Annotated in this window: 19 protein-coding genes; 9 read left to right on the forward strand and 10 right to left on the reverse strand. The window is 68.8% G+C overall.

From position 1 onward, the window contains the following. Window positions 1–18: 18 nt before the first annotated feature. Entirely contained in the window at window positions 19–150 is a 132-nt protein-coding gene (locus AB0M88_RS04405) for a hypothetical protein (RefSeq protein WP_364095201.1), read from the reverse strand. A gap of 521 nt (window positions 151–671) precedes the next feature. After that, the gene (locus AB0M88_RS04410; RefSeq protein ID WP_364095204.1) at window positions 672–836 is read right to left on the reverse strand and encodes a hypothetical protein; all 165 of its coding nucleotides are present in this window, start codon (window positions 834–836) and stop codon (window positions 672–674) included. A 2-nt stretch (window positions 837–838) separates the two neighbouring features. On the opposite strand from AB0M88_RS04410, the gene AB0M88_RS04415 reads away from it, so the two are divergent. From AB0M88_RS04415 to AB0M88_RS04435, 5 genes are read left to right on the forward strand one after another with little or no spacing between them, the layout of a single operon-like run. Continuing rightward, the gene (locus tag AB0M88_RS04415; protein WP_364095207.1) at window positions 839–4,255 is read left to right on the forward strand and encodes an ATP-binding protein; all 3,417 of its coding nucleotides are present in this window, start codon (window positions 839–841) and stop codon (window positions 4,253–4,255) included. A 1-nt stretch (window position 4,256) separates the two neighbouring features. Next, the gene (locus AB0M88_RS04420) at window positions 4,257–6,230 is read left to right on the forward strand and encodes a DMT family transporter (protein WP_364095210.1); all 1,974 of its coding nucleotides are present in this window, start codon (window positions 4,257–4,259) and stop codon (window positions 6,228–6,230) included. A gap of 5 nt (window positions 6,231–6,235) precedes the next feature. Next, a complete protein-coding gene (locus AB0M88_RS04425) occupies window positions 6,236–6,778 on the forward strand; it encodes a hypothetical protein (RefSeq protein WP_364095213.1) in 543 nt (180 codons plus the stop codon). After that, the gene (locus AB0M88_RS04430; protein WP_364095216.1) at window positions 6,775–7,896 is read left to right on the forward strand and encodes a M23 family metallopeptidase; all 1,122 of its coding nucleotides are present in this window, start codon (window positions 6,775–6,777) and stop codon (window positions 7,894–7,896) included. Before AB0M88_RS04425 ends, AB0M88_RS04430 begins: the two co-directional genes overlap by 4 nt. Next, the gene (locus AB0M88_RS04435; protein ID WP_364095218.1) at window positions 7,893–8,498 is read left to right on the forward strand and encodes a hypothetical protein; all 606 of its coding nucleotides are present in this window, start codon (window positions 7,893–7,895) and stop codon (window positions 8,496–8,498) included. The genes AB0M88_RS04430 and AB0M88_RS04435 overlap by 4 nt, the downstream gene beginning before the upstream one ends. Before the next feature lie 4 nt (window positions 8,499–8,502). Here AB0M88_RS04435 and AB0M88_RS04440 read toward each other — a convergent pair whose 3' ends face one another. Beyond that, window positions 8,503–9,030, reverse strand: coding sequence for a hypothetical protein (locus tag AB0M88_RS04440; protein WP_364095221.1), 528 nt, complete (start codon window positions 9,028–9,030; stop codon window positions 8,503–8,505). A gap of 129 nt (window positions 9,031–9,159) precedes the next feature. On the opposite strand from AB0M88_RS04440, the gene AB0M88_RS04445 reads away from it, so the two are divergent. From AB0M88_RS04445 to AB0M88_RS04455, 3 genes are read left to right on the forward strand one after another with little or no spacing between them, the layout of a single operon-like run. After that, window positions 9,160–11,736 carry an FtsK/SpoIIIE domain-containing protein gene (locus AB0M88_RS04445; RefSeq protein WP_364095322.1) on the forward strand — a complete coding sequence of 859 codons (2,577 nt, stop codon included), beginning with the start codon at window positions 9,160–9,162 and terminating at the stop codon, window positions 11,734–11,736. 43 nt (window positions 11,737–11,779) lie between these two features. Further along, window positions 11,780–12,481, forward strand: a complete 702-nt coding sequence (locus AB0M88_RS04450; RefSeq protein WP_364095224.1) for a hypothetical protein — start codon at window positions 11,780–11,782, stop codon at window positions 12,479–12,481. Between the two features lie 17 nt (window positions 12,482–12,498). Continuing rightward, window positions 12,499–12,759, forward strand: a complete 261-nt coding sequence (locus tag AB0M88_RS04455) for a hypothetical protein (RefSeq protein ID WP_364095227.1) — start codon at window positions 12,499–12,501, stop codon at window positions 12,757–12,759. 20 nt (window positions 12,760–12,779) lie between these two features. On the opposite strand, the gene AB0M88_RS04460 is transcribed toward AB0M88_RS04455, so the two are convergent. Beyond that, window positions 12,780–13,181, reverse strand: a complete 402-nt coding sequence (locus AB0M88_RS04460; RefSeq protein WP_364095230.1) for a RidA family protein — start codon at window positions 13,179–13,181, stop codon at window positions 12,780–12,782. A gap of 41 nt (window positions 13,182–13,222) precedes the next feature. Next, window positions 13,223–13,678, reverse strand: a complete 456-nt coding sequence (locus tag AB0M88_RS04465) for a MarR family transcriptional regulator (RefSeq protein ID WP_364095233.1) — start codon at window positions 13,676–13,678, stop codon at window positions 13,223–13,225. Window positions 13,679–13,759: 81 nt separating this feature from the next. Here AB0M88_RS04465 and AB0M88_RS04470 point away from each other — a divergent pair, with 81 nt between their 5' ends. Continuing rightward, entirely contained in the window at window positions 13,760–14,263 is a 504-nt protein-coding gene (locus AB0M88_RS04470; protein ID WP_364095235.1) for a carboxymuconolactone decarboxylase family protein, read from the forward strand. Here the strand turns inward: AB0M88_RS04470 and folE are convergent, their stop codons facing one another. From folE to AB0M88_RS04495, 5 genes are all read right to left on the reverse strand, one after another. Continuing rightward, a complete protein-coding gene (gene folE / locus AB0M88_RS04475) occupies window positions 14,264–14,911 on the reverse strand; it encodes a GTP cyclohydrolase I FolE (protein WP_364095325.1) in 648 nt (215 codons plus the stop codon). It abuts the gene before it with no gap. Continuing rightward, the gene (gene ftsH, locus AB0M88_RS04480) at window positions 14,908–16,923 is read right to left on the reverse strand and encodes an ATP-dependent zinc metalloprotease FtsH (protein ID WP_364095237.1); all 2,016 of its coding nucleotides are present in this window, start codon (window positions 16,921–16,923) and stop codon (window positions 14,908–14,910) included. The genes folE and ftsH overlap by 4 nt, the downstream gene beginning before the upstream one ends. Before the next feature lie 302 nt (window positions 16,924–17,225). Continuing rightward, complete coding sequence (gene hpt / locus AB0M88_RS04485; protein WP_364095240.1) at window positions 17,226–17,801, reverse strand: hypoxanthine phosphoribosyltransferase; 576 nt, start codon at window positions 17,799–17,801, stop codon at window positions 17,226–17,228. 136 nt (window positions 17,802–17,937) lie between these two features. Further along, complete coding sequence (gene tilS / locus AB0M88_RS04490; RefSeq protein ID WP_364095243.1) at window positions 17,938–18,888, reverse strand: tRNA lysidine(34) synthetase TilS; 951 nt, start codon at window positions 18,886–18,888, stop codon at window positions 17,938–17,940. Continuing rightward, window positions 18,888–19,949 carry a zinc-dependent metalloprotease gene (locus AB0M88_RS04495; RefSeq protein WP_364095246.1) on the reverse strand — a complete coding sequence of 354 codons (1,062 nt, stop codon included), beginning with the start codon at window positions 19,947–19,949 and terminating at the stop codon, window positions 18,888–18,890. The genes tilS and AB0M88_RS04495 overlap by 1 nt, the downstream gene beginning before the upstream one ends. Between the last annotated feature and the right edge of the window lie 28 nt (window positions 19,950–19,977).

The raw sequence follows: 19,977 nt of genomic DNA on the forward strand, positions 1-19,977 counted from the left end.
CGGTATGCGTTCGGACAATTACTCTCCGCTTGATTCCGACGAGCCGGTCGACGAATTCGTCACCGCGCCCGGAGACGGCGCGGTGGGTGTTTTCCAGGCGCCGCAGCCGGTGCGGCCACGCAGCGCGGCCGTCGACACGACGTTGGACATCGACTCACCGTTCCTCGACCTGTTCGGAGGGACGCCGACGCCGGTGTCGTCGTCCCCGGGGCCGGGGGCGGCCGCCACAGCGCCGCCCGAGTCCGATTCTGATCTCGACTTCGGATTCGAGTTCGGGGAGCCGGGCGACCAGTCGGCGGGGCCTGGGTCGCCCTTTGACGCGCCATCGGCGCCAGCCTTCGGCGGGCGGTCTTTCGACGCACCGCCCGCTGGTGACACACGGCCCGCGCGGACCTTCGACGCGCCGCGCGAACGGGCCTTTGACTCGCCGCCCGGGCGATCCTTCGACACGCCGCCCGGGCACGCCTTTGACTCGCCGCCGGGGCAGGTCTTCGACTCACCGCCCGGTGTGGAGACGTCGCCGGGGTTTGAGCCGCCTGTTTTTGAGGCACCCCACGGTTCGTCCTTTGACGCGCCACCTTCGTCTGCGTCGCGCTCGTCTGCGGAGCCCTCGTCCGCGCTGCCTTCGCTTGCGCCGACTTCCGCTCCGCCCGCGTCCGCTGGGCCGACATCTACTCGGCCCACCTCTGCGCCTCCGGCGGCCGCTCGACCGACATCTGCCCCGCCAGCGGCTGGTCAACCGGCATCCGCGCGGTCCGCATCCGCGCCGTCGGCATCCGCGGCACCAGCGTCCGCTCGACCGGCATCCGCGCCGCCAGCAGCTGGCCAACCGGCATCGATGCCGTTCGCGTCCGCGCCACCGGCATCAGCCGGGCCGGCATCCGGGCCGCCCATGTCCGCCCGGCCGACGTCCGCGCCGCCGGGCGACGCTGGGCCGACATCCGCGCTGCCCGCAGCCGCCCGGCCGACATCCGCGCCGCCCGCGTCCGCCCGGCCGACATCCGCGCCGCCGGGCGACGCTGAGCCGACATCCGCGCTGCCCGCAGCCGCCCGGCCGACATCCGCGCCGCCCGCGTCCGGGCGGCCGACACCCGCGCCACCGGGCGCCGCCCGGCCGACATCTACGCCACCAGCATCTGCGCCGCCGACGTTCGCCCGGCCGGCATCTGCGTCTGCCCTGCCTGCGCCTGTGCCGCCTGCTTCGGCGCCTCCATTTGCCGGGGGCGGCCCAGGTGCGACGCCGCCCGCGCCGGACGAGATCGACTTCACGCGGGCTCCCGCCGGGCCGCGGGCCGACTACTTCACCGAGCCGGGAGCCTCCGCGTTCACGGCGCCGGGAGCCTCCGCGCCCGGCAGCGGGGACTGGCCCGACTTCGACGACTGGCCGGCTACGCCGACGCAGCCCCCGGGCGAGCAGGCGCCGCGGTGGCCGGCGGCGGGACTGCCCTCCGCGCGTACGAGAATGGAGCCGGAAGCGGCAGCGCCCGGCGTGACCACGATGTCGGCCGCGCCCGCGGCCTATGCCGCGCCGATGCGCAGCGAGGCCGAGTCGGCGCTGGTCCCGGCGACCGAGAAGCGGCCGGCCAAGCGCAAGGAGAAGGCCCCGGCCAAGCGCAAGGAGAAGAAGGCCGAGCCGCGGAACCTGCCGGTGCGCCCGCGCCCGCAGGACGTCAAGCCGCTGCGGCCCAACAAGATCAAGTTCAGCGACCGCGACCCGGCCATGGAGCTGGCCATCAGCGAGATCGCCGGGCACCTGACCTTCACCCAGAGCACGGTCACGGCCTGGTACTACCTGCCCGAGGTCCGATGGGCCTTCCGGCCCGACGCGGAACGCGAGGCGCTGCTCAGCGCCATCTCCGAGCAGTACGCGGGCCTGGCCGGGTTCCGACTGCATCTACGCCGCACCAACCGGCCGTTCCCGGCCGACGAATGGGCGCGGACGGTCGACTCGTTCACCGCCAAACCGCTGCCCGACGTGCAGGGCGGCACCTCGTGGTCCGATCACCTGGTCGCGGCCCAGCGGCACCTGCTCTCGGTCAACCACGCCGAAGGCCAGACCTATCTGGGTGTCACGTTTGCCCGCCGATCGCTGGGCGACACGTTCTCCGAGCGCATCCTGCGGGTCTTCGGACGCGGCACATCGGACGGTGAGCGCCGCAAACTCGGGCGCACGGTCGAGCAGTTCGACGAGGTGCTCAACGCGTTCGGCATGCGCGGGCGGCGGGTCACCCCGGCCGAGCTGGAATGGCTGCTCTACCGCTCGGTCGCGCTGTGCATGGCGCCGCCGAGCATGCTCTCGCCGATCTCCAACGGGCACTGGGAGACCGGTGACCTGCTGGCGCTGACCGAGCAGGTGGAGCGCTACCGGACGCCGTACGGGTCGACGGTCAAGCTGGTCAACCGGATGACCGGCGAGGAACGGCACGTCGCCGTGCTCTCGGTCGGCCGGATGGAACCGCTCGAGATCCCCGAAAAACACGAGCCGTGGCTGCACTTCCACGAGCGTCTGCCCTGGCCGATGGAGATCTCCTCGCGCCTCGACATCCTCGGATCGAACAGCTCGTTCAAAAACCTCGAACACCGGCTCCGGATGATCCGGTCGCAGCAGCTCGACTACGCGGAGCACGGCATCGACGCCCCGCCCGAGCTGGAGCGCCTCGCCAAACGGGCGCTCGTGATCGGCGACGAGATGACCACCGGCCTGCCGGTCGAATCGGCCCGCGCCCACGGCTGGCACCGGATCGCGGTCGGCGGCGCCACCCGCGAAGAATGCCTGGAACGGGCCCGGCGACTCATCCAGCTGTACTCGCGCGAACTGCGGATCTCACTGCAACACCCCAAGAACCAGGACCAGCTGGCCCGGGAATTCATCCCGGGCGAGCCGATCGCCAACACCGGATACGTACGCCGGATGCCGGTCAAACTGCTGGCCGCGGCGCTGCCCCAGGCCGCGTCCACGGTCGGCGACCGGCGGGGCGACCTGATCGGGCGTACGTCCGGAACCTGCCGGCGTCCCGTCTTCCTCGACCTGCACTTCCCGATGGAGGTACGCGAGCGTTCCGGCCTCGGCGTGTTCGTCGCCGAGCCGGGCGGCGGCAAGTCGACGCTGATGGGCGCGCTCGGCTACCTCAACGCCCGCCGGGGCGTCCAGGTGACGCTGCTCGACCCGTCCGGGCCACTGGCCCGGCTGTGCCAGATGCCGGAGCTGCGGCCCTACAGTCGCGTCTTGAATCTGACCGGTTCGGAACAGGGAACGCTCGCGCCGTACGCACTGATCCCGACGCCGATCCGCACCGAGTTCCCGACTGGCCCCGGCGGGGACCGCGAGTACGAGATCGCGGTCTCGAACGCCCGGGCCGAACGGCGCATGCTCGTTCAGGACATCTGCTCGATGCTGGTCCCGCCGCAGGTGGCCAAGGAGGCGTCGACCGCGACGCTGCTGCGGCACGCCGTGCGCCAGGTCCCGGCCGAGGAGACGTCGACCCTCGACGACGTGGTCCGCACCCTGCAACAGGTGGACGACGACGAGGGCAAGGAACTGGCCAACCTGCTGCTCGACACGGCCGAAATGCCGCTCGCGCTGCTGTTCTTCGGCTCGCCACCACAACACCTCCTCGGCGCCGACGCGGCCCTCACCGTGATCACGATGGCCGGCCTGCGCCTACCCGACCTCAAGATCGAACGCGAGTACTGGTCGGCCGAGGAATCGCTGGCCCTGCCGATGCTGCACACGGCCCACCGGCTCGCCGTACGCCGCTGCTACGGCGGCTCGATGTCATCCCGCAAAATGGTCGGCCTGGACGAGGCGCACTTCATGGAGGGCTGGCGCTCCGGCCGCTCATTCCTGGTGCGGCTCGCCCGCGACTCCCGCAAGTGGAACCTGGCCGCCCTGGTCGCCTCACAGAACCCGCGCGACATCCTCGGTCTCGACGTGCAAAACCTGGTCTCCACGGTCTTCGTGGGCCGGATCGCCGAAGACCAGGAGATCGCGTCAGAAGCCCTGCGGCTGCTCCGGGTGCCGGTCCACGACGGGTACGAGGCGACGCTGGCCTCGCTGTCCCAGATCGACACGTCCTCGGCCAGCCGGCTGGGCTTCCGCGAGTTCGTAATGCGGGACGTGGACGGGCGCGTGCAGAAAGTCCGGGTCGACGTGTCATACGTCGAAGGCCTCCTGGACCATCTCGACACGACGCCGACGACGGTTAAGGCAGCACCGACGGCCATCTCGATGACGTCGTCCGACATGGAGGATTGACATGGTGCGGCGGGCGTTGGCGCTGGTGATGACGATGCTCGTCACGGTGGTGGCGTCGATCGCTTGGGCGGTGGCCGCCCCACCCGCTTCGGCGGCGCCGATCGAGGGGCCGCTGCGGGCGCCAGGCGGGGCTTGCAGCACCGACGAGTGGAAACAGGACTTCAAGTCTTGCGTCAGTCGACTCGCCGAGGTTGGTTCGGACCGCGCCCAGTGTCTGCAGCCGCCTACCCCGAATACGCCAGACTCCGGTCTCGCGGGGTGGTTTGCTGATAGGCCGGCTTCGTCGGACCCGAAGAACAGCTTCCCCGGCATTTACAGCGACTATGGATACGCTGGGTATAGCTACACCACATATGACCTGGACGGTGGCTGCGCTTCGACCTTGGTTGATCCCGACGTCAAGTTGGAGACGACGGTCTCCAACGGCGAATTCATGATTGCTACGGCGATCATCGGCGCCTCCAACGCTTTGCGGGAGAAGGCGTGGGACCCGAAGTCGCTGTGGGGTTGGGCGGACCCACTGGTCGATCAGGCTACGAAAGCCGTGTACCAGAAAGTCTTCACTGTCTTCGGTGTCATCACTCTGGCAATCGTCGGTCTCTACCTCCTTTGGCGATCGCGCCAGGCAGAGATGGGTGCCGCTACAACCACTGCAGGATGGGCGATTCTTGTCATGGTCGCCGTTACTGCAATCGCAGCTTGGCCCGTCCGATCGGCGAACCTAGCCGACAACACCCTGATCACATCCCTCGGCGTGGTGCACGATGCCGTCGGCCCTCGACCAGAGGCACCCCCGAAGGGCTGTGCCCTGGGCGGCAACGCTTGCGTCGACAATCGGCCGCCAGCCGTTCGCGCGAGTGACACGGCGACCGAGACAATGCTCTACCGGAACTGGTTGCGGGGCCTTCTCGGATCAGCCGACAGTGTGACCGCACAGAAATATGGAATGGCGCTCTATGACGCCCACTCGCTCACTTGGGATGAACAGCAGAGGATCCGCCAGAATCCGGCAACCCGCGACGGCATCCTGAACGGCAAGAAGGAGCAGTGGGAGAAGGTCGCCGAGCAGATCAAGGTCGAAGACCCGGAGGCCTACGAGTACCTGCGAGGCAACAACGGCATGGATCGGATCGGCGCGGGCTTCATCGCGATGCTCGCATCGTTCATGTTCGCGATGTTCGACCTCACAGCGTCGGTGCTGGTGCTGCTCGGTTTCTTGATCTTCCGATGGGCCGTGATCGCGGCGCCGATCCTCGGCACGGTCGGACTCCTTCGACCAGCCAGCTCAGGAATTCGCCGACTCGGCAACGCTGTCGTTGCGGCGATCTTCAACATCGCGATCTTCGGAACCGGCGCGGCAATCTACCTTTTCGCGGTTGACCTGATCATGAATACGGCGAGCCTTCCAGGGTGGCTACAGGTCGTGCTCGTCTGGCTGTGCGGTGTCGTTGGCTGGCTACTGCTGCGACCTTATAGGCGAATCACCCAGCTGGGCGGTAAAGACGGCACCGCCGCGATCGTCACGGCCGGCTCCTGGCACCGAAACTTCTTCCGCGATATGCGTACAGCAGCCAAGCTCGATGTGGCCGAGGGTGGCGGCACCCGCGAGCCGGTCATCAGCCGTGGTGGCCGCACCGTCTACGCGGACCAAAGCAATCTGCGGCCCGAGGCACGCCTGGAGGATCCCTCGCACAACGCCGTGGGTCGGCGCGAACTGGAACCCGCTACGACCGGTGGTCGGCCCGCACTGCCGGCACAGACGCGCCCGGACGGCAAGGAGAGCGTCCACGAGGAACAGCGCCGCGACAGCGACCGGCGCGGTCTCCCCGGCCCTGTTCGACGACGTGGGTCTTCGCCGGCCTGGACCGAGCCGGACGTGGCCCAGCAGCCAGCGTCCTACGCGATCTATCGCCCGGAAACCGGATCGACCAGCAACGAGCCCTCCACGCCGCGGGTGCGTTCCGAGGCAAGGTGATCTAGATGCCTCGGACAATGGAGCTTGGCCTCAACAGGATCTTTCGATCGCGATGGGGCGTGGCGATTGTTCTTGTCGTCATCGTGTTTGCGGTGATCGGGCTCGGGCGGCTCTTCTCCAGCGGAAAGGACGACAATCCGGTGGTCGGTGGCGCTCCGCCGGCGACCGTGGCCAGTGTCAATCCGTCGGACGACGACGGAGACATCTCCTCCGAGGCACCGCCGACTCCGTCGACCGGCCCCGGCAAGGCACAACCCGAGGCCGTCGCCTATGCATTCGCGTCGGCGTGGGTCGATAAGAAGGTGTCGGCCAAGACCTGGCGCGACCAACTGCTGCCGAACTCGACCCAGAAGCTGGCCGACGAGCTGAAGGGTGTCGACCCAGCAAGCGTTCCGGCTGACCGGCTGGTCGGGCGGCCCAGCGTGGCCGCAGTCAACTCGGATCTTGTCACTGCTGTAGTCACCATGGATTCGGGCAAGCTCAGCCTTCGCCTTACCGCTCCGGAAGGGCAGTGGCTGGTCGACGCCATCGACTGGGATCCCGCATGAGCCTGCCGCGACCGCGACCGGTGGTCGCGCTGGTCGCCGTGGTGGCGACGCTCGCCCTGCTCTGCTGCGGCGGAAGCCTGACCGCACTGGTCTACAGCTTCTACGGCCAGAAGCAGAACGACAACCAGCTGAACCTGTCCGGTGGTTGTGGCCAGGGCGGCCCGATCAATCCGGATGCGAAGTTGCCGAGCATCCACGACTACGGTCCGGCTCAGATCCGCAACGCGGCGATCATCATCAACGTGGGGGCCAAACTCAAGTTGCCGCCCCGTGCGTGGGTGATCGCGGTCGCTACTGCGATGCAGGAGTCCGGCCTGACCAACCTGGGCGACCTCGGCAAGAACAACGACCATGACTCGCTCGGCCTCTTCCAGCAACGTCCGAGCACCGGCTGGGGCTCTCCGGCTCAGGTCAAGGACCCGGTCTACGCGAGCACGAAGTTCTATCAGAAGCTGAAGACCATCTCGGGATGGCAGAATCTGCCGCTGACCGAGGCCGCTCAGAAAGTGCAGGTCAGCGCCTATCCGGATGCCTACGCCAAGCACGAGCCGGTGGCCACGCAGATCGTGAACATGCTTGCCCACGGCGCGGCCAACGCGGTCGGCAATTCACTGGCCATGGTCTGCGCGCAGGCTGGCCAGATCGCCGCGTCGGGCTGGACGGTGCCGGTTAAAGGCGCAACCGTGGGCGACCGGTTCCAAACACCCCAACGGCCCACTCACAACGGTGTCGACTTGATCGTCGACCGGTACACCCCGATCATGGCCGCGTCGAGCGGCGTCGTCTCTCGCGTCAAGTGCGACCCGGACTTCCGCGGGCGCTTCTCGTGCAATCAGGACGGTTACGTCGGCAAGGGCGGATGCGGCTGGATGGTCGAGATCCAGCACGCCGGCAACGTCATGACCCGGTATTGCCACATGGTCCGGCCTCCCGAGGTGAAGGTCGGTCAGGTCGTGAAGGCGGGCCAGGTTCTCGGCCAGGTCGGCATGAGCGGCAACGCGTCGGGTCCGCACCTTCACTTCGAGGTGCATTTGAACAATGATCGGTCGAGTGCCGGTGCGACCGACCCGGTAGCGTTTATGAAAAAACAGGGAGCCCCGTTGGGAGGTGCCGGATGAACGGCGAATCGCTTCCGGATCCGTTCGCTGGGCACTCGGAGTGGGCGCCCGAGCCGCCCCGGCCGGTCGTGCCTACACCGGCCACGATGGGCGGGCAACTACGAGGCCGACGGGTCATTGTCGGCCTGCCCGGGCATGGTTGGCGCGGAGACCTGCGGGCCGACGAGAAAGTGGTCCAGGGCAGCCGCACCTATGTGCCGGTGATGTCGGAGGGCGAGTGGTATCGCGCCGAAGCCGAACAGACCGAAGTCTTCGCACCGTTGGTGCCGGTGGAGCGGGTGTGGGTCGAGGAATACGGCATGGCCGGCGCAATCGCGTCGAGCCCCGACGTGATGTCGCGTCTGGTCTCCCTTGACGAGCCACCGCGTCGCGAGCCGGTGGCGTCGCTTGATGCCGGCTCGTTCACCGGTCGCCGCGTTGTGCAATTGCTGGAGGACGGCGGCGAGCGACGGGACCTGCGCGCTGTGACCGAGCTTCACACGAATCAGGACGGCGACATCTGCGCACGGGTAGCGCACGAGCTCGATTGGTATCGGTGGGGATGGAGCGGACGCGCTCCGAAGACTCTAGAAGTGCCCGTTCACCTGCTCTGGATCGAGTGAACGACTATGAGAGCGCTGAGGCGCCGCAGACTCGCCATCCGTCTTGATCGACGACCTTGAAGGTCCAGGAGTTCGACTGCCGGCCGGACTGATCGGCCAGCGTCTTGATGAGGTCGGTTGTCACGGTCCCCTGGGAGCCACTAGTCGAGACTGTAAAGGTTGACCACGTAACACGGATCCCTACCGAAAACTGCTTCTCCCGCGACTCAATGTCGTTCCGGTAAGCCGCGATCGCGGCGAAATCTCCCCCGGTCTTGCACTGATAGAGCGAGGCGCGTTGGTCGTCTCGATTGACGAGGTATGCGCGAAGGAAGTTGTCGACGACGGCGTCGGGGGCTGAGCGTTCGATCTTCGTCGAGTCGTTGTAGAGGAGGGCCACGATGCCGGCCCCGCCCAAGCACAGCAACGCCACAACCCCGCCGATCACCGCCACCCACAGCCGGGCCCGGGATCTCTTCGGCGGCGGCGCGCCGGTTCCCGGTCCCACCGCCGGCGGGGGGATCTGTCCGGTTGAGGGCTCCTGCGGCTGCACACATACGACAGTAGTGCCTTCGTCCCAGTCCGGCGCGAAAGGACCTGTGGACCGGTAGCGCGATGCCAGGCCCGGTCTGGGATAGGTTTTATCCGCACACAGGAGGTGAGAGCGGTGGCGGATTCGGCTCTGCGGGTCCAGCAGGCTGCGGCTCTGCACCGGCAGGCGACGGCGGTTGTGGATGCGGCGTCGGTGGCGCTTGAGGGTGACTCGGCGGGTGCCCCCTCTGACCCGTTGGAGCAGCACCGGCTCGCCGAGGAGTTGCGTTCCGCGGCGGCTGCGCTCACGCCTGGCTGGCTCGGCGCCGAGTTGGCTGCTCAGTCGCCGCAGGCGCCGCTGGGTGGCGCCTTTCCGCCCCAGTTTGTACGCCTCGGCATCGCCCAGCCTTTCGACGACGCCCGTTTCCCGGCCGTTGTTCCACTGCTCGGCACCGGTCATCTGACCGTCGATCAGAATGTCACCGACTCTCGTGTTTTTGGCCTTCTCCGGTCGCTTCTGCTGCGTCTGCTTGCCGCCGCTCCTCCCGGTTCGCTGCTCGTCAGGGCGGTTGACGGTGTCGGTGGCGGCTCGGTGTTTCTGCCGTTCGCCGATCTGGCCGATGCCGGGCTGATGTCGCCGCCCGCGACTGACCGGCCTGGTCTGCGTGACGTGCTTGCCGAGGCCGAGAAGTGGCTGCGTCCCGGTCGGAGTGGCCCGACCAGGCGGGGGCGGCGCGATCGCATGATGCTTGTCGTCATCGCCAGCCTGCCCCCGATGATCGAGGGTGAGGAGCTCAACCGGATCGCCGCGATCGCCCAGCAGGGCCCCGAGTCGGGCCTTCATCTGATTGTCGCCGGCTGGCCGCCGCCTCCGTTGACCGCGGAGACGACTCAGGCGCCGCTTCCGCGCACCACTTCGGTGTCGTTGCGCCAGGAGTACGCGGTGATCGGCGACCCGCCCGGCAGTTCGTACGGTTCGATCCCGGAGGCGAAGTGGCTGAACGCCCCGGTTTATCTGGATGACGATCCCCCGCCGTACCTGATTGATGGTGTTTGCCGCGAGCTGGCGGCGCATTCCGCCGCGAGTTCCCAGGTGGCCCTGGCCGATCTTCTGCCGGAGGCTTCGGAGCCGTTCTGCGCCGGTGACGCGGCTGACGGGCTCGGCACTGTGGTCGGTCATGACGGCGATACCCCGCTGGTGCTGCGGTTCAACGATCTGACCCCGCACTGGATGGTCGGCGGGCGGTCCGGCGCCGGCAAGACCGCCTTCATCATCAACGTCCTGTACGGGTTGGGCGCGCGTTACAGCCCGGCCGAGTTGGCCCTCTACCTGCTCGATTTCAAGGAGGGCGTGTCGTTCGCCGAGTTTGTGCCGACTCGGCGGGACCGCACCTGGCTGCCGCATGCGCGGGCGGTCGGTGTCGAGTCCGACCGGGAGTACGGCTTGGCCGTGCTCCGTGAGCTGGACGCCGAGATGACCCGCCGTTCGGTGGCTTACAAGCGGGCCGGCGTGACCCGTTTCGCTGATCTTCGGGCTTTCGTCAAGGAGGAGGGTAACGGCCGGCCGCTGCCACGCATCCTGTGTGTCATCGACGAGTTTCAGGTGCTGTTGGCCGGTAACGACCCGACGGCCGCCGAGGCGGTGGGCCTGCTCGAGTCGCTGGCGCGGACGGGCCGGTCGTACGGCATTCATCTGATCCTGGCCAGCCAGACTGTGCTCGGTGTGGAGGCGCTCTACACCAAACGCGATTCGATTTTCGGCCAGTTCCCGGTGCGGATTGCCCTGCCGGGTGGCGGTGACGTGCTGGAGCCGACCAATGACGCGGCGGCTGGGCTGCCTCTGGGCACCGCGGTGGTCAATACGGCCGGCGGTCTGGGTGGGCCGCGGGGCGCCACTCGCGGGCACGAGCGCGTGGTCCGTTTTCCCGACCCGCATGCCGACCGTCGGGTGCTCAACGATCTGCGGCACCGCCTGTGGGGTGCCCGCGACCCCGAGGCTCTGCCGCCGCGCATTTTCGCCGGCTACGCCCATCAGCATCTGGCCGACGACCCGACTTATCGTGCCGCGCTGGCCGGTCGCAGTTCCCGTCCGGCCGCTCTGGTCGGCCGGGTGATCGATGTCAATCTGACGACGGCCGCCTTCCCGCTCGACTCGTCTCCCGGACGCCACCTGGCGATCTTCGGTTCGCAGGCGTCCGGTTCCGAGGTGCTCGACGCCGCCGCGCGGAGCGTGGCCGCGTTCCATCCTCCGCGCACCGCCCGTTTCGTCATCGCATCGCTGGTCGCCGAGGGTGACGATCTGGCCCGGGCGCTGGCCGATGAGATCGCCCACCGGCAGGAGGTCGCGGTGGTCGACGCGGCCGGGCTGGCCGCCGAGATGGATCTCGACCGTCCGGGCTACCGCGTGGTCTTCGGCATGGACGCGATCGCCTCCGGCTCGCTGCCGGGTCTGCGGCAGTTGCTGCGCGACGGCCCGGGCCGCGGTGTCCACCTGCTGTCCTGGTGGCGGGGCCTGCGCCGGTTCAGCGAGGAGACCGGGGGAAGCACCGGCCGGGAGGACGTGGCGGGTCTGCTCTTCCTCAACGTGCCTCAGGCCGACGTGCAGCTCATGCTCAACCGCACGATCGACTGGCAGCCGCGCCCCAACCGGGCGCTGTTGCACGACCGGCACTCCGACCGCACGGTCACTATCGTCCCGTTCCTCCAGCCCGAGGGTGACGACCAGTGACCGACGCGTGGCACGACATCTGTTGGGGCGGGAGGAGGGCGCCGTGACCGATCAGCAGCAGGAGCGGGATGCCGCCACCGAGGCCTCCATCCCGGTTCAGGCCACGCCGCCGGCTCCCGGGCCGTGGGCCGACTATCTGGCCGCGGCCCAGAGACTGGACGCGGTTCGCCGGGCGGCCAGTGCGGCCGCCGGCGAGCAGCAGGCGACCGTCGCGGCCGCGCAGCAGGAGCTGGGCGGTGTGCGGGCGCGGCTTGCCCCGCAGCGGGCGAGGCTGGTGCGCGACTTCGGCGTACCGGAAACTGAGCTGACGCCGCAGCCGGCGGAGATCGCCTCGGCGCGGCAGGCGGTGGCCGGCGGAGCGGCCGCCGCGCTGGCCGCGCTTCGTCAGGCGAGGGGCACCGCCGACGCCGCGGATGCCGCGATCATCGGGCCGGGGCCCGGGCCGACTCGGCCGTGGCGCCCGTGGGCCCGCAACCTGCTGGTCTACGGCCCGTTCGCGGTGACCGTCCTGATCGTGCAGTTCGCGCTCTATCTGGTCGCGCCGCAGGGTTCGGTGCCCAAGCTGGCCCTGCTCTGCGGGCTGAGCCTGCCGGTGTTCGCCTTCGGGCTCGGCTGGGTGACCATCGGCTTCGTCTGGGGCGGCGACGGCAAGGTCGACCGCACTCCGATCGCCGGGGCCATCGCGTGTTTCACTCCCGTCCTGCTGACCTGCATGGGTGTCGGAGTTCTGGCGTTGTTCAGATAGGGGCGAGAGGAGCGGCGATGGCAAACGTCGAAGAGGTCAAGGCGCACGTGGCCGCCTCGGTGGACGGCGCGGGCCGGGCGGTGACCGGCATCCAGCAGATCACCGATCAGCTGGACGACGCGCTGGCCCTGCTGCGGATGACCGCGATCGGCTCCTTCCACCCGTCGGTGGCCAACGCGATCGCCCAGCTCGAGCAGGCCCGCACCCGGCTCGACGAGGCGACCCAGCTGACCCGTGCGGCCATGGACGCCGCCAACAACTTCCGCACAGTCATCTGAAGCGACGCCAGGCGGGGCATTCACGGCAGCGCGGCCGTCAGGTCGACCTCGATCAGCTGGTCGCGGTAGCCCAGTGACGCGACGCCGAGCAGTGTGCTCGCCGTGGTGAAGGCCGGCGCGAGCGCCGACCCGGTGAGCCGCTGCCAGACGCCGGCGAGCACACCGCTGTCGGGGCTCACCACATAGATGATCGAGCGGACCACATCGGACGGTGACGCACCGGCCGCCTCGAGCACAGCGAGGCAGTTGGCGATCACCTGGTCGGTCTGGGCGTCGAAGTCGCCGGGCTCGCCGACGACTTGGCCGTCGAGGTCGAGCGGGCACTGGCCGGCCAGGTGCGCGAGCCGCCCGGCCGAGCTGATCGTGACGTGGCTGTAGCCGGCGGGCTGGTGGACGGTCGGCGGGTTCGTCTTCGTAAGCACGAGGGCCAGTATTCCGGTGAGCGGCCGGGACGGACACCGTGTTAACCGAACCATCCGGGCACGTCGACGGGAAATCCGGTCGCGGGCACGACCGTACGCAAAGAAGCCTCGACCACCGCGAGTCGCTCCGCCCCCAGTTTCTCCGCCCAGCCCGCGCGCAGTTGATCGAAGATCTCGGCCGCCTGCACGAGCGAGTCGACGCCGCGCGGCGTCAGCCGGATCAGCTTGCGCCGGGCGTCGGCCGGATCGTCGACCCGCTCGGCATAGCCGAGCCCTTCGAGCCGGTCGACCGTCTTCCCGGCCGCCTGCTTGGAGACGCCGAGCCGCCGCCCGACCTCGCTGGCCGTGGCCCCGTGCACGCCGATCGCCTGCATCGCGAACCCGTAGGCCGGCCGCACGTCGGGATGGCCGCGCCGGGCCAGTTCGGCGTGCAGGTCGTCGATGAGCGCCCGGAACCCGGCGAACAGCAGCAACGGCAGCTCGAAGCCCTGAGTCAACGAAAACCCCCTTGGCAGATTCGACAACCTGGTTTACGTTCTAGGAACGACAACCAGGTTGACCAGTTTACCGGAGGGATCATGTTCCGCACGCACACCGTCGACTCCGCCCCGGCCGCGTCGCGTCCGCTGATGGAGTCGACCATCGCCCAGTTCGGGCAGGTCGCCGAGCCTGTGGCCCGGCTGGCCGAGTCGCCCGAGACCCTCGACGCGTTCCTGCACGCCAACCATCTCTTCGAGTCGAGCACGCTCGATCCGCTCAGCCAAGAGGTGGTGGTCATGACGATCGCGACCCGCAACGGCTGCCGGTTCTGCATCACCCTGCACACCGGCCGGCTGCGCCAGTTGAAGGCCGAACCCGAGTTGATCAAAGCGCTGAGAGACAACGAGCCGCTCAACGACAAAAAGCTCGAAGCAGTCCGGCAGTTCACGCTCCGGGCGCTGGCCACCACGGGCCAGGTGCCCGACGAGGAGATCGAGAAGTTTCTGAGCGCCGGCTTTACGACCCGCAACGCGCTCGAAGTGATCCTCGGCATCGGCACCTACACGATGTCGACCTTCGCAAATCGACTGACCAGGGCCTGATCAGCGCGCGTTGATCAGCGCCATCGCCTCGGCCCGCACCTTGCCGTCGGTCTGGAAGGCGCCCCGGACCGCGCTGGTGACCGTGCGGGCCCCGACCGTGCGAATGCCGCGCATCTCCATGCACAGGTGCTCGCACTCCAGCACCACGATGACGCCGCGCGCCTCGAGCTGACCGAGCAACAGGTCGGCGATCTGCGAGGTCAGCCGCTCCTGCACCTGGGGCCGCCGGGCAAAGACCTCGACCAGGCGGGCGAGCTTGGACAGGCCGGTGATCCGGCCGTGCGTGCCCGGGATGTAACCGATGTGCGCGACGCCCTTGAACGGCAGCAGGTGATGCTCGCACATGCTCATCACCTGGATGTCGCGCACCAGCACCAACTCTTCGTGGTTGGCCTCGAAGGTGGTGGTGAGGACCTTGGCCGGGTCGACGCGGAGCCCGGCGAACAGCTCCGCGTACGCCCGGGCGACCCGAGTCGGCGTGCGCTCCAGCCCGTCGCGGTCGGGATCTTCACCGATCGCGATCAGGATCTCGCGGACCGCCTTCTCGATCCGCCCGAGGTCGACGGCCTGCTCGACCGGGGTTCCGGTGAGCTTGCCGTCGACCAGGCGGGCGGCGAGATAGTCCAGCTCGTCGTCGTCGGAAATCAGTTACTGCCTTCCAGACCGTTTCCGTTCGGGTTCGGACCGACCGCGAACTGGCCGTCAGCCTCCGCCTGGGCCCGCAGCTTCTCCCGCTCGGACGGCGTGAGCACCGGCGGCGCGTCGGACGGCAGGCGCTTGCCGAAGCCGTTGAACGGCGCCATCGGCGGACGCTTGACCACGCGCTCGCAGATCCGGTCCATGTCCTCGCGGGTGATGGTCTCTTTCTCCATCAACTCGAGGACCATGGTGTCGAGCACGTCGCGGTATTCGACCAGGATCTCCCACGCCTCGTCGTGCGCGAGCTCGATCAGCGCGCGCACCTCGGAGTCGATGTCGGCCGCGACCGAGTCGGAGTAGTCCCGCTCGTGGCCCATGTTGCGGCCCAGGAACGGTTCGTCGCCGCTCGTGCCGTACTTGACCGCACCCAGCTTGAAGCTCATGCCGTACTGGGTGACCATGGCCCGCGCGAGACCGGACGCCTTCTCGATGTCGTTGCCGGCGCCGGTCGTCGGCTCGTGGAAGACGAGCTCCTCGGCGGCCCGGCCACCCAGCGCGTACGCCAGGGTGTCGATCATCTCGGCGCGGGTCTGCGTGTACTTGTCCTCGGTCGGCAGCACCAGCGTGTGACCGAGCGAGCGGCCACGCGGCAGGATCGTCACCTTGTGCACCGGCGCCGAGTGCGGCAGAGCGTAGGCCACCAGCGCGTGCCCACCCTCGTGGTACGCCGTGATCTTCTTCTCGGCGTCGCTCATCGCCCGGGTGCGCCGCTCGGGGCCGGCGATCACGCGGTCGATCGACTCCTCGAGGAAGTAGTTCGAGATCGCCCGCTTCTCGTTCCGGGCGGTCAGGAGCGCAGCCTCGTTGATCACGTTGGCCAGGTCGGCGCCGGAGAAGCCGGGCGTGCGGCGGGCCACCGAGTCGAGGTCGACGTCGGGCGTGAACGGCTTGCCCTTGGCGTGCACCCGCAGGATGGCCTTGCGGCCCTCCATGTCCGGGTTGTCGACCGGGATCTGCCGGTCGAACCGGCCGGGACGCAGCAGCGCGGGGTCGAGGATGTCGGGGCGGTTGGTGGCGGCGATCAGGATGACCCCGCCCTTGGTGTCGAAGCCGTCCATCTCGACCAGCAGCTGGTTGAGCGTCTGCTCGCGCTCGTCGTGACCGCCACCCATGCCGGCGCCGCGGTGCCGGCCGACGGCGTCGATCTCGTCGACGAATACGATCGCCGGCGCGTTCGACTTGGCCTGCTCGAACAGGTCGCGGACCCGGCTCGCACCGACACCGACGAACATCTCGACGAAGTCGGAACCGGAGATCGAGTAGAACGGCACCCCGGCCTCGCCGGCGACCGCGCGGGCCAGCAGCGTCTTACCCGTTCCGGGTGGGCCGAACAGCAGCACACCCTTCGGGATCTTGGCGCCGAGGGCCTGGTATTTCGCCGGGTTCTGGAGGAAGTCCTTGATCTCGTGCAGCTCCTGGACCGCCTCGTCGGCGCCCGCCACGTCGGCGAACGTCGTCTTGGGCGTGTCCTTGGTGATCATCTTGGCTTTGGACTTGCCGAAGTTGAGCACCCGGGAGCCGCCGCCCTGCATCTGCGACATGAACAGCAGCAGCAGGACCACCAGGATGGCGATCGGCAGCAGGTTGATCAGCAGGCTGAAGAGAATGTTGTCGCCGGAAACCGTGGCGTTGACCGTCCCGGTGATCCGACCGGCGGTCTTGGCCGAGGTCACCATCGACCAGACCTCGCTCGTCACCTCGGACGGGAACTGGGTCTCGATCTTGTCGGTGCTCTTGCCGTCGAACCGCTCCGGGCTGGCGAGATCGATCTGGAGCGTCTGCTCCTTGTCTTTCTCGACCACCTTCTTTATGCCGGGCTGGGTCAGCCGATCGAGCGCGACCGACGTGTCAACGCGCTGGTAGCTGGGACCACTGGTGAAGATCGAGCTCAGCGCAATCACACCGATGATCACAAGAATGATCCAGACCACCGGGCGGCGGAAGAAACGCGTACGTTCCATACTGTTGTCGGGCGCCAAGCGCCCGGACCCTCCTGATCGGCGTCCTGGTCACCTCAATGTCGGACACAAGATTGGCCCGCGACGGAACGGCGAAACGTCCACCGCGCCGGCTCGGGTTCCCGCCTCCGACCCCTCCAGCGCTGTGACACTGCGCCATCGGTCACTCGACGGTACACCGTACGTGCCCAGTGCGAACCCATGAGCCCGCTCGCCGGACACCCTCCGGTCCCCGCCCGTTCAGTCGCCTTTCCTGCCAAAACCGCCCATAAAGACGATTTCTGAGAAGAGGCTGAGAAAGTGGTTCAGCTACGGGCGTAGACCTCGGGGCGCAGCACCCCGACGTACGGCAGTTCGCGGTAGCGCTCGGCGAAGTCGAGACCGTAACCGACCACGAACTCGTTCGGGATGTCGAAGCCCACGTACTTGACCGGGACCTGCACCTTTACCGCGTCGGGCTTGCGGAACAGGGCGACCACCTCGACGCTCGCGGCCGAGCGGGACTGCAGGTATTTCATCAGCCAGGACAGCGTCAGACCGGAGTCGACGATGTCCTCGACCACCACGACGTGCCGGCCGGTGATGTCGCGGTCGAGGTCCTTGAGGATGCGCACCACCCCGGACGAGGTCGTGCCCTGCCCGTACGACGAGACGGCCATGAACTCCATCTCGGTGGACGGCCCGTGCGGGGCCAGCGCGCGAGCGAAGTCGGCCATGAACATGACCGCACCCTTCAGCACGCAGACGAGCAGAATGCCGTCCTCGGCGTCGGCATGGTCCGCGGAGACCTGCTTCGCCAGTTCGGTGATCTTCTCTCGGATCTGCTCCTCGGAGATGATCACGTGTGCGATGTCGGCGTCGTACCAAGCGCCCTCAGCCATGCGCCTAAGAGTGCCGTATGAAGGTTGCCGTCCGTCGCGAGGGCCTGCGGTCACCTCGCGCCTAAACCCTGGATATGGCCCTGTTATGTCGAAACTGTCCGGAGAAACCGACACCCAGAGTGACAACTCTCACAAGTCACCCGGCCACCCGGACGAGGACCCCGCGGACCCTCGCGGCAAGGATGCCGCCGGGCAGATGTACGGGCCCCTGGCCGTGCCAGTCCACGACGAGGGCGTCCAGGGCCTCGACGTGCCGGTGGGAGAGAGCCGACCCGGGTGCACCCAGCCGTCGTGCCCAAAGGTGCAGCACCCGCCGCCGGATCGCCGTGGCCAGTCCGTAAATTTCGGAGATGTCGAGCGAGGTCGCGTCGCCGATCGCCGCCGACGCCAGCGCGTCCAGCGCCTCGTTGTCCGCCGCGATCATCGGCGCCGACCGGGCCAGATTGGCGACCACGTCCGGCCCGAGCGCCGCCACCAGCGCCGGCATGGCATCGGAACGCACCCGCGCCCGCGCATAGGACGGGTCGACGTTGTGCGGGTCGTCCCACGGCACCAGGCCGAGCGCGGCACACGCCTTCCGCGTGTCGGCCCGGGCCACGTCGAGCAGCGGTCGCAGGAAGATCCCCCGCCGCTCCGGCATCCCGGCCAGCCCCCGCGGCCCGGCCCCGCGGGCCAGCGCCAGCAACACCGTCTCGGCCTGGTCGTCGCGGGTGTGCCCCAGCAGCACGGCCCCCGCGCCGTGCCCGGCCGCCGCCGACGACAGTGCCTCGTAACGAGCCGTCCGCGCGGCCGCCTCCGGCCCGCCCGACCGGCCGTCGACCCGCACCGGCGCCGCCACGACCGGGTCGAAGCCGAAAGCCCGCGCCCACGCGGCGACGTCCGCCGCCCGGCGATCGGAGCCCTCCTGCAGGCCGTGGTCGACCGTCACCAGCCCGACCGGACGGCCCCGCCCCACGAACCGGGCGGCCGCGGCCAGCGCCAGCGAATCGGCCCCGCCCGAGCAGGCAACCAGAACCAGCCCCTCGGACGGCATCACCCGGCGCACGGCCGTCCGCACAGCGGCAACCGACGCCGGGATCCGGGCCATCAGCTGCCGAGTGCCGCCTGCGACCCGTGCACCCGGGTCACCCAGGCGTCCGGATCGCCCAGCTCGTCGAGCCGGGGCAGGGTCAGCGGCGACTCGAAGACCTTGTTGAACCCGGTCATGCCGACCCGCTCGACCACGCCGTGGACGAACTTGCGGCCCTCGGCGTACTGCCGCATCTTGACCTCGATGCCGAGCAGGCGCCGAATCGCCTTCTCCAGCGGGTTGCCGCCCTCGCGGCGGCGGTTGAACTTGGCCCGGATCGACTCGACGGTCGGGATGACCTCGGGGCCGACGCCGTCCATCACGAACTCGGCGTGCCCCTCGAGCAGCGTCATCAGCGCGGTCAGCCGGTCGAGCACGGCCTTTTGGGCCGGGGTCTGCACGATGTCGAGCACCGACGAGCGGCTCTCCGGGTCGCGCAGGGCGTCGGACAGCGTGGCCACCCCCCGGCGCAGCCGCTCCAGGATGTGCTCGCCGCTCTGCGACGCGTCGACGAACGCCTGCACCTCGCCCAGGAAGTAGCCCCGCATCCAGGGGACCGCGGTGAACTGGGTGCGGTGGGTGACCTCGTGCAGGCAGACCCAGAGCCGGAAGTCGCGCGAGTCGGCGCCGATCTTGCGCTCGACCTCGACGATGTTGGGCGCGTTGAGCAGCAGCTGGCCGGGGTCGCCGGAGAACACCTCGTATTGCCCGAGGACGCGCCCGGAGAGGTAGGCCAGGATCGTGCCGGCCTGCACGCCGGTGACCCGGGAGCCGATCGCCTCGGTCAGCCCGCCCGACTGCTTGTCGCCGGTGAGCCGGCTGACCAGCGGCCCGATCACCTGCTTGAGCCCCTGGATGTTGACGGCGGCCCAGTCCTTGCGGTCGACCACCCGCACCGGCGGGACCTCGACCTGGGAGACCAGGCCGGTGTAGCTCGCGACGTGGCCGGCGGCCTCGTCGGTGAGTGCCCGCAGCTCGGACACCACCGCCATCGCATCGTCGTAGGAAACCGCGGGGCCGGATTTGGAGAGCGCGCCTGCGGTCGCGGCGGCCAGATCCCAGTCAACGAACTGCGCCATGCAACCCACCGTACCCGCGTGATTCCAG

This window comes from Actinoplanes sp. NPDC051411, assembly GCF_040682075.1.
GTDB lineage: Bacteria > Actinomycetota > Actinomycetes > Mycobacteriales > Micromonosporaceae > Actinoplanes.